Origin of the sequence: Cypionkella sp. (assembly GCF_030652235.1) — a bacterium.
Lineage (GTDB): Bacteria > Pseudomonadota > Alphaproteobacteria > Rhodobacterales > Rhodobacteraceae > Cypionkella.
In genome coordinates this window covers 60,724-76,150 of the sequence record NZ_JAUSBA010000016.1, presented here as the reverse complement: position 1 = coordinate 76,150, position 15,427 = coordinate 60,724, and the positions used below count along the sequence as shown (strand labels likewise).

Below are 15,427 nucleotides of genomic sequence, written 5' to 3'. Positions count from 1 at the left end.
CAGGTATTTACCGGTAAATGAAGTTAAGCCCGCTTCATCAGATGCGGCAGCAGCGCACCCGAAGCATGCGGCGTCACCACCACGCCCTTCGCCGACAAGATCGGCTGCACATATTGCAACAGCGGGATCACCAAAGCATTTTCGGCGATGAAAGCGTCGACCTTTTTCCAGCCGTCGATGCGTTTCGCTTCGTCCTTTTCACCCCAGAGCGGCCCGATCATGTCGATCAGGTCCTTGCCGTCCCAGACCGAATGTGGGCTTGGACCAAACATTGCAAATCCGGTCGAAGTGGTCGGATCGCCCACCGAATTGCCCCAGTTGTAGAAGGCGGCGGGGGCGAGTTGGTCGGCGGCGCGCAACTCGTAATGCTTGGCGATCTCGTAGACTTCGATCTCGGCCTCAATGCCAACCTTGCGCCACAACCCGACGATGGCTTGGATCATCTCATAGTCTTTTGGCTTAAAACCCTTGGTGGTCTGGATTTTGAATTTCACCGGGTTATCAATGGAATATCCCGAGTCCGCCAACAGTTTCACCGCCAGATCAGGATCGTAAGGCACCTTGATGCTGGCGTCATAGGCGTCGTATTGCGGGGTTTCCAGCGTATCTATCGCCACGCCATAGCCCTTGAGCAGACGGTCGATGATGGTTTGTTTGTCGATGGCATGCGCTGCGGCTTTGCGCACATTCGGGTCCAGCATCACCTCGATATCATTCAGGAAAATCATGCCGATGTCGGAAATAGGTGTCGCGGTTCCGGTCAGCGTGGCTTTCAGGCGGTCATATTCTTCGTAAGGCACCTCCAAAGTGACGTGCGAGTTGCCGGATTCGACCTCGGCCACGCGGGCAGCGGCGTCGGTGACGAATTTGATGGTGACGGTTTCAAATTCCGGTTTGCCACCCCAGTAATTCGCGTTGGCTTTCAAGCGCACGAAGGCGTCACGCTCAAATTTCTCGACCATATAGGGGCCAGAGCCGATCGGGGCGGCCTCAAAGCCTTCGGCGCCGACCGATGTGTAATAGGCTTTCGGCAGCACATAACCGGTCAGGAAATACATCCATTTGAAGATCGTGGGGTCAAATTGCGCGACATCGGCCAGCACTTTGTTGCCCTCAACCCGGTGGTTTGTCAGGGTTCCCCAGACGAATTGAATCGGGCTGCCCGTGGCGGGATCGGCGACGCGGGCAAGGCTCCACGCGACATCTTCCGCCGTCAGGGGCGAGCCATCATGCCAAGTGACGCCCTCGCGAACGGTCATCCACACTTGGGTTTTGTCGTCGTTCCAGCCCCATTCGGTCAGAATGCCGGGGGCGGGCTTCAGATCGGGTTGTTGCAGGATGTATTGGTCAAACACCGATTGGTAGATGCCCTGAATCGTCGGATTGACCGCCGATGGCCCGGTGGTCGGGTCCCAAGCGGGCAGGTTGACGTTATAGGCGATCACCAGTTCTTCGATGGCTTGCGCGCGAGCGGGCAGGCTGAAAGCCGCAAGCGACACACTGGCAGCGGAGAGTTGTAAAAGCGCACGACGGTTGAGTTTCATAGCAATTCCCTGTGGTTATGGATGAAGCCGAGGTTATTTCCCGGTCAGTTTTTGGGCAAGAAGGAAGCCTGACCCGGCCCCCAGCCCCGCGCCGGGCCAAACGGCGGCCCCGGTCAGGTGCAGGTTTTGGAGCGGGGTTGAGCCGTCAGCATGGCCGCGCACCGGGCGGAACAGAAAGTTCTGCGCAAGGTGATGGCTTCCGCAAATCTGATCGCCGCCGACCAGATTGGGGTTGTCGGATTCAAGTTCGCTCGGCGGCACGATACGCAGGCCAAGGATTTTGGTCCGGGTGCCGGGGGCGTAGGTCTCCAGAATATCCAGCGCGCGTTGGGCGAAGGGTTCGGCGGCCTGCGGCCAATCCGTAGCGCTGATTTCGCCTTTGGCGTCACCATTGATTGCGCCCGGCGCCATGCGAATTTGCAACCAAAGCGTGTGCTTGCCTTCAGGCGCGCGGCTGGGGTCAACGCTGGTGGGTTGGCCGACAACGACAATCGGCTCGTCCGGCAACAGGCCCGCTTTGGCCTGCTGATAGGTGCGCGCCATCTGATCAAGGCTGGGGGAAAGATGCACATAAGCGAATGATTTCAGATCATTGCCCGCTGTCCAATCGGGTAGATCGGACAAAGCCAGATGGATCATCATCGTGCCGGGGGCATGGGTGAAGGCGGTCAGTTTGGCGTCAAAATCGCTGGTGGTCCCGGTCAGACGGGGCAAAGCACGCGGCGCGACATTGGCGATCACGGCGCGACGGGCGGTGATTTCGCGGCCATCCGCCAGCAGGATTGCGGTGGCTTTGCCGTTGGTGTGCAGGATGCGGTTGACAGTTTGATTGGTTTCAATATGCCCGCCGCGCGCTTTAATCGCGGCAACCAGCGCGCGGATGATGGTATCCGCGCCGCCTTTGCCCAAAACCATGCCAAACGCCTGGCCTGCCATGCCCTCCAGATAAGGAAACAGCGCGCCGCCAGCGGTATCGGGGGCGAAATCGAGATGCATGCCCCATGCGCCCAGCATCGCTTGCACTTTCGGGGATTCGAAGGTTTGCGTTAGCCATTGGCGCGGCGATTGCAGCAGAAAGCGGGTCATGTCCAACGTGCCGCCCAGACCCTTGCTGCGAAGTGTTTTGAACACGAAATATGCAAGCGCATGTAATTTCATGCGTGCGCCAAGCAGGCCAAACAGCTGCGGGGCCTCAGACGCGAAATCCTCCGTCAGCCGCGCCCAAGTCGCAGCATCCGCCAGGGATAGCTTTGCAACACGCGCGCATGTGGCGCTTGCGTCAGTCGAGACGCCGCACCATGTGCCATCGGGGAACACAGAGGCGAAGGGATTGGAAACAGGCGCAAATTCCAGCCCATGTTGTGCCAATTCCGCGCCATAGACCTTCATAAACGGCGATCCGGCGAACAATGACAGGTTCATCGCCGCCCAGTCATGCTGAAATCCCGGCAGCGTATAGGCACCAGATTTCACCGCGCCGCCTGCAACCGCAGCCTGTTCGAACACGGCCACTTTCCAGCCGGAAGCGGCCAGATGCAGGGCAGAGGCAAGGCTGTTATGGCCCGCACCGATGAAGACCGCGTCGTAGCTTTCGGACATATTTCGCTCCGGTTGACCTAAGGATATTTGCAAATGCATTTAATTCTGTCTAGTCTTATTCCATAAGGCGGGGCAGCCGCCGCAATCAGGGAGATAGCGATGAGTTCAGCTGATGTTTTGGCCGGTCTGGCCGGAATGCTCGCCTCGGGCGGGGTCGAAGTGGTCGATTGCACTGGGGTGCTGGGGCCCAAGACGCCGCTGTTAAAGTTACCGCCGGATTTCGCCAAAGACACGCCCGCGGTCGAGATTCACCGGATTTCGGAATACGACGCCGATGGCCCGTTCTGGGCGTGGAACTGGCTGAAAGTGGGCGAGCATTCCGGCACGCATTTTGATGCGCCGCACCACTGGATCACCGGCAAGGATTATGCTGACGGTTATACCGACACGCTGCCTGTGCAACGCTTGGTCGCCCCTGTTAACGTTTTGGACTTTGCCGCAGAATGTGGTGCTGACCCGGATTTCCTTCTGACGATTGAACATGTGAAGGCTTGGGAAGCCAAGCATGGCGCGATTGGTGCGGGGGAATGGGTGGTTTTGCGCAGCGACTGGGACCAGCGCAGCCATGACGAGGCGCTGTTCCTGAACGCCAATGAAACCGGGCCACATACGCCGGGGCCGACTGCCGAGGTCATTGAGTATTTGATTTCAAAGGGAATTGTCGGTTGGGGCAGCCAGTGCATTGGCACCGATGCGGGGCAGGCCGGCGGGATGACACCGCCGTTCCCGGCGCATAACCTGCTGCATAAGAACAACTGCTACGGCTTGGCTTCCCTTGCCAATCTGGACCGTCTGCCCGCAAAGGGCGCAATCCTGATCGCGGCCCCGTTGAAGATTGAGAATGGCACCGGCTCGCCCATTCGGGCCTTGGCGCTGGTGGCGCGTTAACCTATGGCCACCAGCCTGGAGACATTTGATCACGTCATCATCGGGTCGGGGATCAACGGGCTGGTGGCGGCCAGCATGCTGGCGCTGAAAGGCGCGCGCGTGCTGGTGTTAGAGCGTGAGGATCGGATCGGCGGCTGTCTTTTGACCGAAGACGTGACTCTGCCGGGGTTCCGGCATGACGTGATGGCGGCGACCTTTGTGCTGTTCATGACCTCGCCTGCCGGGGCTGCTTTGGGGCCGCATCTGGCGCGGCACGGCTTTGAATATTGCCATGCGCCGCATCCGACGGCGGTGCTGCGGCCGGATGGCACTTCATTGGTTTTGACGATGGATGCGGCGCAGAATGTACGAATTTTCAATGGCTTGTCGGCAGGAGATGGCGATCAGCATGCGCGCGATGTGGGTGGCATTGCAGCCGATGCGCCGTTCCTGTTCGCGTTGTTGGGTGGGAATCTGTGGGCTTGGACCACAGTGAAGCTGTTGTTCGGGCAGGTGCGTAAGCGCGGCTTGCGCGGCCTTGCCGCCTGGATGGGGAGTGCTTTGACCCCGGCGCGGGGGTGGTTGCAGAGCAATTATCAAAGCCCGCTGGTGCAGGCGTTGTGGGCACCTTGGGTGCTGCATTGTGGGTTAACGCCAGAGTCCAGCTATTCGGCGCAGATGTGCAAAGTGATTGCTTTCGCGCTGGAAGCGGCGGGTGCGCCGATCTCGAAAGGCGGGGCGGGGCAAGCGGCGCTGGCGTTTCGGCGGTTGATTGAGGCGCATGGTGGGGTGATCCGCACGGGCGCCGAGGTTGCGAAAATCACGACGCGGGACGGTCGGGTGACGGGCGTGCGGATGGCAGGCGGCGCGGAAATTGCTTGCGGATCGGTGCTGGCTTCGGTCGCGCCGGGTCAGCTTTATGGGCACTTGCTAGATGTGACTCTGCCCCAAGAACAGGCGGCGGTGCGGCAGTTCCGGCATGGGCGTGGCAACTTTCAGTTGCATTATGCGCTGGATCGTCACCCAGAATGGTTAACCGCTGGCTTGGAGGATGTGGCGCTGATCCATCTGGCGGATGGCGTGGATTCGGTGTCGAAATCCGCCAATGAGGCCGAGCGGGGGATGTTGCCTGCAACGCCCACGATCTGCGTTGGTCAACCTAGCCGCTTGGACCCCAGCCGCTGTCCAGACGGCAAAGCAATCTTGTGGTTGCAAATCCCCGATGCGCCGCGCGTGATCAAGGGCGATGCAGGCGGCGAGATTGTGGCGCAGGATTGGGACGGTGCGCGGGAAGCGTTTGCAGACCGGATCGAGGCGATTTTAGGGTGCCATATCAAGGATTTCGACCAGATCAAATTGGCGCGGAAAGCCTATTCCCCGGCTGATTTGGAGCGGATGAATTGCAACCTTGTCGGCGGCGATCCCTATGGCGGGGCCTGCAGCATAGACCAGTTTTTCATCTGGCGACCCTTCGCGCATTCGACCAACGGCACGGGTGCTGTGCGCGGGTTGATCCATATTGGTGCCTCGACGCATCCGGGGCCGGGGCTTGGTGGCGGCTCGGGCTATAACGCGGCAAAGAGGCTGGGCGCATGAACGATGAAACCCCCGCAGTGCCGCGTTTGGGTGAGATTGGGTTAACCAACTTCGCCCCCTATCTGATGAACCGCATCATGGGGCGCTACAACGCCAGCTTGCGTGAGGAAATGGCGGATTTGGGGCTTTCCACGCCGAAGATGCGCGCTTTGGCGGTGCTTTCGGTGATCGAAGGCCCGCTGATCCGCGAACTCGCGATCTATACGGTCGTTGATCCGTCCACCCTTAGCCGCAGTTTGGACCAGTTGCAGGCTGACGGGCTGATCCGGCGTGAGGCCGATAGCGCCGACAGCCGCGCGGTGCGGGTGTTCATCACAGAGGCCGGGCGCGCGACGTTTGAGTCGCTGTGGCCACATATGGCGAAAGCGCAGGCGCGGATGTTTCGCGGTATCCCCGAGGACGAACGGCTGGCTTTCACCGCTACCCTTCAGAAAATGCTAACAAATATCAGAAAGCACGAGATTTAGATGGCAGAGCGTTCTTTCAAAGCCGAAGTCGAAGATCTGCGTTTGGGCGCAGGCGAAACCTTCACCGGCGAGGGGATTTTGGCACTGACCAAGGCGCTGTTGGAAAACGGCGTCGCCTATGTCGGCGGCTATCAGGGCGCGCCGATCTCGCATCTGATGGACGTTTTGGCTGATGCGCAGGACCTGTTGGGCGAGTTGGGCGTGCGGTTTGAGGCCAACGCCAACGAAGCGGCGGCGGCGGCGATGCTGGCGGCAAGCGTGCATTATCCGATGCGCGGGGCTGTGACGTTCAAAGGCTCGGTCGGGGTGAATGTGGCCTCGGACGCGCTGGCGAATTTGGCCTCATCGGGCGTCACCGGCGGCGCTTTGGTGATTGTGGGCGAGGATTACGGCGAGGGGTCCAGCATTATGCAGGAGCGCACCCATGCTTTTGCGATGAAATCGCAGTTCTGGCTGCTTGATCCGCGGCCGAATCTGCCCTCGATTGTGCAGGCGGTGTCGGATGGGTTTGAGCTGTCGGAGGTGTCGAATACCCCGGTGATGCTGATGGTGCGGATCCGGTCTTGCCATGTCACAGGGTCGTTTCAGACGCGCGATAACCAACGCCCGAAACTGACGGTAAAAGACGCACTATCGAACCCACGCAGCGATTTCGCGCGGGTGGTTTTGCCGCCGATGTCCTTCGCGCATGAGCAGGATAAGGTCAAAAACCGCTGGCCTGCGGCGGAGAAATTCATCCGCGAGCGGGGCTTGAATGAGGTGTTCGGGCCGAAATCTGACTTCGGTATCGTGGTGCAAGGCGGGATGTATAACGGGCTGATCCGGGCGTTGCAGCGGCTTGGCTTGGCGGATATTTACGGTGAATCCGCCGTGCCGATCTATGTGCTGAACGTGACTTACCCGTTGATATCGGCTGAGTTTCTAGAATTCTGTGCAGGCAAGGATCATGTATTGGTGATCGAGGAAGGCCAGCCGGAGTTTATCGAAACCCAGCTGGGCAGCTTCCTCTATCGTGCGGAATCGGCGGTGAAGCTGCACGGCAAGGGGCTGTTTCCGCTGGCCGGGGAGTACACGGGTGCAGTGATGCTTGAGGCGGTGACGGGGTTTCTGAAAACCGCAGCGCCTCAGATGCTGGCGGCGGCGGTGCGAAGCCCGAATATCGACCGTCCCGCCATTCCTGATCTTTCAAAAACTGTGCCGATCCGTCCGCCGGGGTTCTGCACCGGCTGCCCGGAACGGCCAATTTTCTCGGCGATGAAACTGGTGGAAAAGGAACTCGGCAAGCATCAGATTGCGGCGGATATTGGCTGCCATTTGTTCGCCAGTCTGCCGCCGTTTGAAATTGGCGGGGCGACGATGGGCTATGGTTTGGGTCCTGCGGCGAATGCGGCGTTTGATGGCGGTGGAGAGCGTCGGCCGATTGCGATCATCGGCGATGGCGGGTTTTGGCACAACGGGTTAAGCTCGTCGTTCACCAATATGGCGTTCAATAAATCCGATGGCGTGGCGATTGTGGTCGACAATTTCTACTCGGCGGCGACGGGCGGGCAGGATGTGATGTCAAGCCGCGCCGACAACGCCACCAAGGCCACCAAGAACCCTATTTCCAAGGCGCTAAACGGCATCGGGATTGATTGGGTGCGCCAGATTGACCACACCTATGACGTCAAAAAGATGCGCGACACCATCCGCGAGGCGCTGACCACCGATGCGCCGGGGCCGAAGGTGATTGTGGCCTCAAGCGAGTGTATGCTGAACAAACAGCGCCGCGAAAAGCCGTTGCGCGCGGCGGCGATCAAGCAAGGTCGTCGCGTGGATATACCGCGCTTTGGCATTGACGAGGCGGTTTGCACCGGCGATCACGCCTGTATCCGGTTGTCGGGCTGCCCGTCCTTGTCGTTGAAAAAGCTGGATGATCCGTTGCGCGATGATCCGGTGGCGTCGATTGACCAATCCTGCGTCGGCTGCGGCAACTGTGGTGAGGTTGCCGATGCGGCGGTGCTCTGCCCCAGCTTTTACCGCGCCGATGTGGTGCATAACCCGTCCGGGTTTGAAGTGCGTTTAGCCGGATTTCGTGCCCGTGTGATCGGCTGGCTGCAACGCCGGCGCGATGCAAAACGTTTGGTGTTCGGGGGCGCGGTATGAGTTTGCATCAGGCGATTCCGGCGGGCGGCAAGGGTATGGACGGCGTGATCAAACTCGCGCTTTTGGCGGTGGGCGGGCAGGGCGGCGGCGTGCTGACCGGGTGGATTGAGGCGGTGGCGCGGGCGAATGGCTATGTCTGTCAGGCCACTTCGGTCGCGGGGGTGGCGCAGCGCACCGGGGCTACGGTTTACTATGTTGAAATGGCACCCGTTGGTCCGCGCGCGCCCGTATTCTCGCTGATGCCCGCAGCGGGCGATGTCGACATCATGGTGACGGCGGAAATGATGGAGGCCGGGCGCTCGATCATGCGGGGCTTTGTGACGCCGGATCGCACCACGCTGATCACCTCGACGCATCGCGCGCTGGCGGTCAGCGAAAAGATGGTGCCAGGCGATGGGATTGCCTCATCCGAGGAGGTGATTGCGGCGGCGGAAGTGGCGTCGCGCAGGTTCATCGCGGCGGATTTCGATGCGCTGGCGATTGCGCAAGGCTCGGTGATTTCGGCGAGTTTGTTTGGGGCGTTGGCGGGGGCCGAGGTGCTGCCCTTCCCACGTGAGGCGTTTGAGGCGGCGATAAAATCGGGCGGCAAGGGGGCCGAGGCCTCGTTGCGGGCGTTTGCGGCGGGCTATGCTGCGGCGCAGGGGCCGGTGAGTTTGCCGAAAGTGGCAGTGGCCGAGGTGGCTGCACCGCGCGGGTCGGCGCGGCTGCTGGCGGAATGGCAGGCGCTGGCGGATCGGGCGGGGCGCATGCCTATGGCGGTGGCCGAGATGGCGGTGCTGGGCTTGCGCAAGGTGGTGGAATTTCAGGATCTGGCCTACGGAGCGGCGTATCTTGATCGGGTGGAGGTGGTGCTGACACAGGATAGCGGCACCTTTGAATTGTCTAGGCAAGCGGCGAAATACATCGCCAATGCGATGGCCTATGATGATGTGATCCGGGTGGCGGATCTGAAAACCCGCGCGGGGCGGGCGGAGCGGATTGCGCTTGAGATGGGGGCGAAGGCTGGCAATGTGGTGCAACTGACCGAGTTTCTGCATCCGCGTGCAGAAGAAATTGTCGGGCTGTTTCCGGCGCGTTTGGGCGCCAAGCTGGAGGCCAGCCCGGTTTGGATGGCGCGCTTCGATCGATGGTTCAACAAGGGGCGGCGGATGCGGACGGACAGTCTGCGGGCCTATCTGATGCTGTATGTTTTGGGCGGGATGAAGCGGCGGCGGTTGGGGTCGCTGCGGCACGCGCAGGAAGTGGCGCATCTGAAGCTCTGGCTGGGGGTCGCGTTGGGATATTTGCCCGGCAATTATGATCTCGCGGTCGAGGTGACCCGGTGCAGACGGCTGGTGAAAGGCTATTCTGACACCCACGCACGCGGGCTTTCCAAGTTTGATCGGGTGCTGGCTGGCATCGCTTTGGTGGCGGGCAGACCCGATGCGGCGGATTGGGCGCGGCGGTTGCGGGAGGCGGCTTTGATGGATGAAGAGGGCAAGGCTTTGGATGGCGCTTTGGCGACGGTGCGGAGCTTTGTTTGATGCGGTCCCAACGTGGGACCTTATTTTTATTAGTAATTACAATGTGTTGATGGTGTGCAGTTAAGAGACTTTTAACGTTCTGGCGGCTGAAAGCTATAAAGCCTCCGGCGGGAGTATCTTGCAAAGAGCACCTTGTAAGGGGAGACTTTTGGGTATTACTTTTTGCAAAATACTCCCGTCAGAGGCCTCTGGATTGAATGCAGCATAGCATCGGCTCAGAGTGAAATAATTTTTCAAAGCTCCAAAATCTCACGGCTTTCGGTTATTCTCTTCTTCGCTTCATCCATGGCACTTGCCCCTGTCGCTGCGTTGCTGCGGGAAAATCCTGCCGGATGCGCCCATGCATCGGTCACTCAAGGCCGTGTGATTTCGCAATGGCTCAGCTTCGCCATTTGCCGTCAATATCAGCAAAAATCTCCTTTAAACTTCGCATTTTACTTATGGTATTATTTTTAGCCTTATCTCGGGCCGGTGAGGCAAGACACCTGCCAAAAAATCCTAGGGAGGGATCAAGTTGGAGTTTTTCGTCGCCGATTAGGGCTTTTGCAGGCGATAGGCGGCGTCGGCGTTAACCATTTCCCACGCGCCTGTCGTGCCGTCGGGCCAGATCACCCGGACCTCGGCCTGCGCCAGATCGCCCAGACCGAAATGACTGGGGCCAAGATTGCCGCCCGCCTGACCGCCGCCGATGGTGATCTCGCGGCGCTGGATGTGATCGGGCATTTTCACCTCGACCCAAGCGCCGAGGGCGTCGGTGTTGGGAGCGGTTTGGGCGAGGGTGAGGCTTAGCCAATGGTTCGGGCTTTGGGTGGTGTTGCGCCAGATCTGCGCAGGCTCGCGGCGGTTGACCACGATGAGATCGACAAGACCATCGGCGTTCAGATCGGCGAGGCCTGCCCCGCGCGACAGGCCGGTGGCGGCGACGCCTGCGCGGTCACCAGATTCTTCAAAGGTGCCATCGCTGCGTTGCAAAAGCAGGTTATTGGGGTCTTTGAGCGCGAAATCCGGCATCGCATCGACGTTGCCTTTGGCGATGAAAAGGTCGGCGAGGCCGTCGTTGTTCACATCTTCAAACTGCGCGTGCCAGCCGGTGGAGGGGTTCAGATCGTCTCCGGTATAGGGACGTTGGGCGATTGCGTGTTTGGCAAACGCCACGTCTTTAAAACCTGCTTTTGCCGCGCCGTCAGCGGGCAATTCTGCCAATGTTTGCAGTTTGTTATCGGCCATCGAGGTGACAAAATACTCAGGAAACCCATCAAAATCAAGATCATAGCTGGCAAGCCCCATGCCCCAGATGCGCAGGCGTTTCCAGCCTTCTTTCTCGGTGTAAAGCGCGGGGTCTTTGCCCGGGTCGATGTGCCAAAGTTGTTCTTGCCCGCCTTTGTAGTATTCGCGGTCGTTGGCGATGCGCAGGCTTGGCGTGCCAGAGCGGTTCCAATCGGAGAACAGCATCGACAGGGCGCAGAAACTGGGCTTTAGCGGGGTGGGTGGGGCGAATTTTACCCCATCGGGGCGGTGCAGCCAGTTGTCGGTGCAAGATCCCCAAGGGAACATGTCTTGGGTGACGTCGATGTAATTGCCAAGGGCCAAGGTGGGCCAGTTTTGGCCTTTTTCCCAAGTGGCGGCGAAGGCGACGGACCAGGCTTTGCCGCCGTCAAAGCCCCAAGCCTCATTCGCGCGCTCAAATTTGCAGTTTCCAAGGCCGCGCATGACTTCGTTTTCGCCTTGGCGCAGCAGCACGATGTCGGGGATGGTGTCGCTGTCGATGTCGATCGGGTAGGCCCCGAGGACGCCCGCGCGTTCTAAGCCACTTTCGGTTTCCCTGAACGCCAGATCACCGCCCTGTTCGCTTTGATTGACGAACAATTTCGCTGGATTGGTGCCGCCTGCGATGATCAGATCGGGGCGAGCATCGGCGTTGCAATCGAAGGTCGAGACACCGCCGCCGACCATAAACTCCCAGTCGCCGGCGTAGATCTGATTGACGCCAGAGGTCGCGGTTTGTTCGGTGAAGCTAGGCACCAAGGCTGCTGCTGGGGTGGTTTCGGCGTAAGCTGCGAGGGGCAGCAGGGCGAGGCTAAGGCTGAGGATTTTCATCGTTTATGCCAGTGTTTTCAGCGCGGTGATGAAGGTGCCGACTTCGGCACCTTGGCGCAGGCCGTTCTCATTTGCGGCGCGGAAATGGATGCCGCCGTAAAGGCGCGACAGCGCGGCCTCGGCGGCGGCGGTTTGGAAATCGCTGAAATGAAGCGGTTTGATGCCATCGTCGGCATGGGTCGCATCATCGAACGCAAAGTTTTCGCCGAATATCGCCGCCAGCACCGCCGCCGCCGCCCCCGATTGGGTCGAGTGGCCCGAGGGATATTCAGCGAAGGGCGGGGTGATCAGCAAAGGCTCCCATGTTTTGTCAATCACCCGCTTGATATAGGTGACCGGGCGCAGGCGGTTGTAGTGGATTTTATCGCCCCAGCAGGCGATGAAAGCGTCGTTCACCGCCATGCCAACCCGCGCCAACGCGTCGGCTGCGTGCAAAGCGTCGGTGCCGTCGCGGTGCAGGATTTGCAGGGTGATCGAAATCCAATGGCCGGGCGGGGTGGGCGACAGCATCGGGTCATCCGACCAGAACCGCGCGATGGCTTTCTGCTCATCAGTCAGGGTTTTGGAGACCTCATAGACCTCCATCGCCTGTTTGTAGAATTCAGAAGTCGGGTCTTCGGAATAGGCGGGCGGATCGCCTGCGGTGCAGGGCGCGTCCGCGGGCATCGCGAAGGGGCGATTTTTGCCCCATTCGGGCAGCAGGGGGGCTTGTTGCTGGACGATCACGCTGGTCGGCACCCAGAATTCGGGGCCTTTTTGCAGAGTCCATTGCATCGGGAAGCCCATGTTTTTCACATCATGGCCACCGTCGGATGTGCTATATTTTTCAATATGTTGGGCGACAGCTAGGCCATAGGCGGCGGAACGGGCGGCCACATCCTTGGCCACACCTTCGGAAAGCTTCGCGCCCAGTTTATTGCGCATCGCGGCCATCGCGCGTTGGCCGGTGGGGCCGGTGTTGCCGAAGAAGGTCTCGACGGCTTCGGACATCACAGCATGCACGACGAGGGAGTCGTCGTAGGTGCCCGACACGCGCGCGGGCAGGGCGGTGAGGCCGTTGATCTGGCCTGCAAGGCTGGTGGCCCCGGTGGCCGAGGCGAGGGATTCGTAAGCCGCCAGCCCAAGATAACCAAAGGCGCGGGCGGCGACCGGCGGGGTGTAGGTGGCGGTGTGGCGGACCAGTTCCAAAACCAGTTTATACCATGTCAGCAGGGTATCGCTGGGATTGGTGGCCGCGTGCAAAGGCAGAGCGGGAAGGGCGAAAGCGGCCCCGGTCAGGGCGAGGAAATGACGGCGCTGCATGGGGGCTCCTGATCCGGGATCGTGAAGGGGCGTAAGAAAGATGGGGCGCAAGGCTACCCCCGCGCCCTGATCTTACACAGCTTGCGGCGGTTTTTTGCCCATGATGATCATGCCAAGAATGTCTTCATCGGTGACTTCATTGACGTTCACTGTCCCGACGCGATGGCCGTTCTTCATCACCACAGCGCGGTCGCACAGATCCATCACGGCGTGAATATCGTGTTCGATCAAGAATATGCCAAGACCTTGCTTTTTCAGCTCTTGGATCAGCTCGGCCACCATCTGGGTTTCTTGCGGACCCAAGGCGGCGGTCGGTTCGTCCATGATCAGGATTTTGGCGTTGAAATACACCGCCCGGGCGATGGCGACGGATTGACGCTGCCCCCCCGAAAGCGCCGACACCGGCACGTTGAACTTGCGGAAGTTCGGGTTCAGCCGGGCCATGATCTTGCGGGTTTCGGCCTCCATCGCCGAATCGTCGAGGAAGCCGCCCGCGCTGACAATTTCGCGACCCAGAAACAGGTTCGAGGCGGCGTTGAGGTTATCGGCCAGCGCCAGGGTTTGGTAGATCGTCTCGATGTTATATTCGCGCGCGTCGCGGGGGTTATTGATATCGACCTTCGCGCCGTTGATGTAGATCTCGCCCGCATCTGCTTTATACGCGCCGGAAAGACATTTGATCAGCGTCGATTTGCCCGCGCCGTTGTGGCCCAAGAGCCCGACGACTTCACCGGGATGCAGATCAATGCTGACATGATCAACGGCCTTGATGCCGCCGAACGCGATGGAAATGTCGCGCATCTCGACCAGAGGAGTGCCTGTGTTTGCCATGGTGTCACCCCTCACTTGGTTTTCTGACGGTAAAGGTTGTCAAGATAGACGGCCAGCACCAGCGCCACGCCAACGGCGATCATCCGGTACGATCCATCGCCATAACCGATCAGCACCATGCCGGTTTGCAAGCTTTGCATCACCAAAGCGCCGATGATCGCGCCGTAAATGGTGCCGACACCGCCCGCAAGCGACGTGCCGCCGACGACCGCCGAGGCGATGACATACAATTCATCCAGCGTTCCAAGCGCGTTGGTCGCGGCGTTCAGGCGGGCAGAGGCGACGACAGCGGCAAGACCCGACAGCAGGCCCATCAGCGCGAAGATTTTCAGCGTCATCCATTTGGTGTTGATGCCGGACAAAGCTGCGGCCTCGGGGTTGCCACCGATGGCAAAGACATAGCGGCCAAAACGGGTGCGGGTCATCAGGATGGTCATCAGGATGCCGACGACGATCAGGATCAGCACCGGGATCGCAAAGCCGGTCGAGATTTGCAGACCGCCTTCGGGGACGACGACGTCGGGGTTGGCCTTGACATAGGCATCGACGATGCCCTTCGGCCAAGTATAGGCATTAACCACCAGAACCGCACCAATCAGCACGCCGCAACCGAGGATCGCCAACACGGTTTCGGCCCACATCGGGCGCTGCGGGAAGCCGTGTTTGGTGCGGGATTTGCGGCCCGCTTGCATAATCCACAGCACTGCGATGCAGCCAAGCAAGCCTACGATCCAGCTGCCAACCGCGCCGACCGATCCGGTTGGACCGCCGCCAAGCAAAGCGAAGGTGGTGTCCATCGGCGCGATGGTTTTGCCGTCTGCGGTCAGAAAGGCAGCCCCGCGCCAGACCAACATACCGCCCAAGGTGACGATGAACGACGGGATCGCGCGATAGGCGATCAGCCAGCCGTGCAGGGCGCCGATCATTGCCCCCAGAATGATGCCGATGATCGCGGTGATGATCCAGATCACCGGGCTGCCAAGGCCCAGCATGGGCGGCAGGATGTTGACCTGCACGATGCCCATCACCATGCCCGTGACGCCAACAATCGAGCCGACCGAGAGATCAATATTGCGGGTGATGATCACCAGCACCATCCCCGTCGCCATGATCCCGGTCATCGAGGTTTGCACCGACAGGTTCCACAGGTTGCGCGGGGTGATGAACAAGCCCGCGCCCATGTTCAGGCCGTTGCCGCTGAACAGGCCCGCGATAATCGGATAAAAGTGAAACGCTGACCAGATCAGCAGCAGCGCGCCGACCATGCCAAGCATCCTGGTGTCAAGTTCGGTGTCGCGGATAAAACGCGCGATGGGGCCAAGTTTGGCATCGCTGCCCTGAGGGGCGTGGGTGGGGGTGTCTGTCATATCCTCGTCCGGCTTGTAAGAGGGGGGCGACGCGGGCTGCCAAATCTGGCTTTGACCCTATGCGAACAGGCCTTTGATCAGGCTGATGC

Annotated in this window: 11 protein-coding genes; 5 read left to right on the top strand and 6 right to left on the bottom strand. The window is 60.2% G+C overall.

The window, feature by feature from the left end:
- Positions 1–23 precede the first annotated feature (23 nt).
- Together Q7V03_RS04220 and Q7V03_RS04215 are read right to left on the bottom strand one after the other, a co-directional pair.
- Positions 24–1,544, bottom strand: coding sequence for an ABC transporter substrate-binding protein (locus Q7V03_RS04220; RefSeq protein WP_304924359.1), 1,521 nt, complete (start codon positions 1,542–1,544; stop codon positions 24–26).
- Between the two features lie 33 nt (positions 1,545–1,577).
- Complete coding sequence (locus Q7V03_RS04215) at positions 1,578–3,143, bottom strand: NAD(P)/FAD-dependent oxidoreductase (protein WP_304924358.1); 1,566 nt, start codon at positions 3,141–3,143, stop codon at positions 1,578–1,580.
- Between the two features lie 99 nt (positions 3,144–3,242).
- Between Q7V03_RS04215 and Q7V03_RS04210 the strand changes: the two genes are divergently transcribed.
- From Q7V03_RS04210 to Q7V03_RS04190, 5 genes are read left to right on the top strand one after another with little or no spacing between them, the layout of a single operon-like run.
- Positions 3,243–4,031 carry a cyclase family protein gene (locus Q7V03_RS04210; protein ID WP_304924357.1) on the top strand — a complete coding sequence of 263 codons (789 nt, stop codon included), beginning with the start codon at positions 3,243–3,245 and terminating at the stop codon, positions 4,029–4,031.
- A gap of 3 nt (positions 4,032–4,034) precedes the next feature.
- A complete protein-coding gene (locus Q7V03_RS04205; RefSeq protein WP_304924356.1) occupies positions 4,035–5,606 on the top strand; it encodes an NAD(P)/FAD-dependent oxidoreductase in 1,572 nt (523 codons plus the stop codon).
- Positions 5,603–6,073, top strand: coding sequence for a MarR family winged helix-turn-helix transcriptional regulator (locus tag Q7V03_RS04200; protein ID WP_304924355.1), 471 nt, complete (start codon positions 5,603–5,605; stop codon positions 6,071–6,073). The genes Q7V03_RS04205 and Q7V03_RS04200 overlap by 4 nt, the downstream gene beginning before the upstream one ends.
- Positions 6,074–8,218 carry an indolepyruvate ferredoxin oxidoreductase subunit alpha gene (locus Q7V03_RS04195; RefSeq protein WP_304924354.1) on the top strand — a complete coding sequence of 715 codons (2,145 nt, stop codon included), beginning with the start codon at positions 6,074–6,076 and terminating at the stop codon, positions 8,216–8,218.
- The gene (locus Q7V03_RS04190; protein ID WP_304924353.1) at positions 8,215–9,741 is read left to right on the top strand and encodes an indolepyruvate oxidoreductase subunit beta family protein; all 1,527 of its coding nucleotides are present in this window, start codon (positions 8,215–8,217) and stop codon (positions 9,739–9,741) included. Before Q7V03_RS04195 ends, Q7V03_RS04190 begins: the two co-directional genes overlap by 4 nt.
- Positions 9,742–10,275: 534 nt before the next feature.
- Here the strand turns inward: Q7V03_RS04190 and Q7V03_RS04185 are convergent.
- The 4 genes from Q7V03_RS04185 to Q7V03_RS04170 form a co-directional block, all read right to left on the bottom strand.
- Positions 10,276–11,838, bottom strand: a complete 1,563-nt coding sequence (locus Q7V03_RS04185; protein WP_304924352.1) for a CRTAC1 family protein — start codon at positions 11,836–11,838, stop codon at positions 10,276–10,278.
- Between the two features lie 3 nt (positions 11,839–11,841).
- A complete protein-coding gene (locus tag Q7V03_RS04180) occupies positions 11,842–13,140 on the bottom strand; it encodes a vanadium-dependent haloperoxidase (RefSeq protein WP_304924351.1) in 1,299 nt (432 codons plus the stop codon).
- A 72-nt stretch (positions 13,141–13,212) separates the two neighbouring features.
- Positions 13,213–13,971 carry an ATP-binding cassette domain-containing protein gene (locus Q7V03_RS04175; RefSeq protein ID WP_304924350.1) on the bottom strand — a complete coding sequence of 253 codons (759 nt, stop codon included), beginning with the start codon at positions 13,969–13,971 and terminating at the stop codon, positions 13,213–13,215.
- Between the two features lie 11 nt (positions 13,972–13,982).
- Positions 13,983–15,338, bottom strand: coding sequence for a sugar ABC transporter permease (locus tag Q7V03_RS04170; RefSeq protein WP_304924349.1), 1,356 nt, complete (start codon positions 15,336–15,338; stop codon positions 13,983–13,985).
- Between the last annotated feature and the right edge of the window lie 89 nt (positions 15,339–15,427).

What these genes read in the sequence shown, in the direction of transcription:
- Q7V03_RS04220 (WP_304924359.1), bottom strand. Translation starts at nt 1,544, where the DNA reads ATGAAACTCAACCGTCGTGCGCTTTTACAACTCTCCGCTGCCAGTGTG.
- Q7V03_RS04215 (WP_304924358.1), bottom strand. Translation starts at nt 3,143, where the DNA reads ATGTCCGAAAGCTACGACGCGGTCTTCATCGGTGCGGGCCATAACAGC.
- Q7V03_RS04210 (WP_304924357.1), top strand. Translation starts at nt 3,243, where the DNA reads ATGAGTTCAGCTGATGTTTTGGCCGGTCTGGCCGGAATGCTCGCCTCG.
- Q7V03_RS04205 (WP_304924356.1), top strand. Translation starts at nt 4,035, where the DNA reads ATGGCCACCAGCCTGGAGACATTTGATCACGTCATCATCGGGTCGGGG.
- Q7V03_RS04200 (WP_304924355.1), top strand. Translation starts at nt 5,603, where the DNA reads ATGAACGATGAAACCCCCGCAGTGCCGCGTTTGGGTGAGATTGGGTTA.
- Q7V03_RS04195 (WP_304924354.1), top strand. Translation starts at nt 6,074, where the DNA reads ATGGCAGAGCGTTCTTTCAAAGCCGAAGTCGAAGATCTGCGTTTGGGC.
- Q7V03_RS04190 (WP_304924353.1), top strand. Translation starts at nt 8,215, where the DNA reads ATGAGTTTGCATCAGGCGATTCCGGCGGGCGGCAAGGGTATGGACGGC.
- Q7V03_RS04185 (WP_304924352.1), bottom strand. Translation starts at nt 11,838, where the DNA reads ATGAAAATCCTCAGCCTTAGCCTCGCCCTGCTGCCCCTCGCAGCTTAC.
- Q7V03_RS04180 (WP_304924351.1), bottom strand. Translation starts at nt 13,140, where the DNA reads ATGCAGCGCCGTCATTTCCTCGCCCTGACCGGGGCCGCTTTCGCCCTT.
- Q7V03_RS04175 (WP_304924350.1), bottom strand. Translation starts at nt 13,971, where the DNA reads ATGGCAAACACAGGCACTCCTCTGGTCGAGATGCGCGACATTTCCATC.
- Q7V03_RS04170 (WP_304924349.1), bottom strand. Translation starts at nt 15,338, where the DNA reads ATGACAGACACCCCCACCCACGCCCCTCAGGGCAGCGATGCCAAACTT.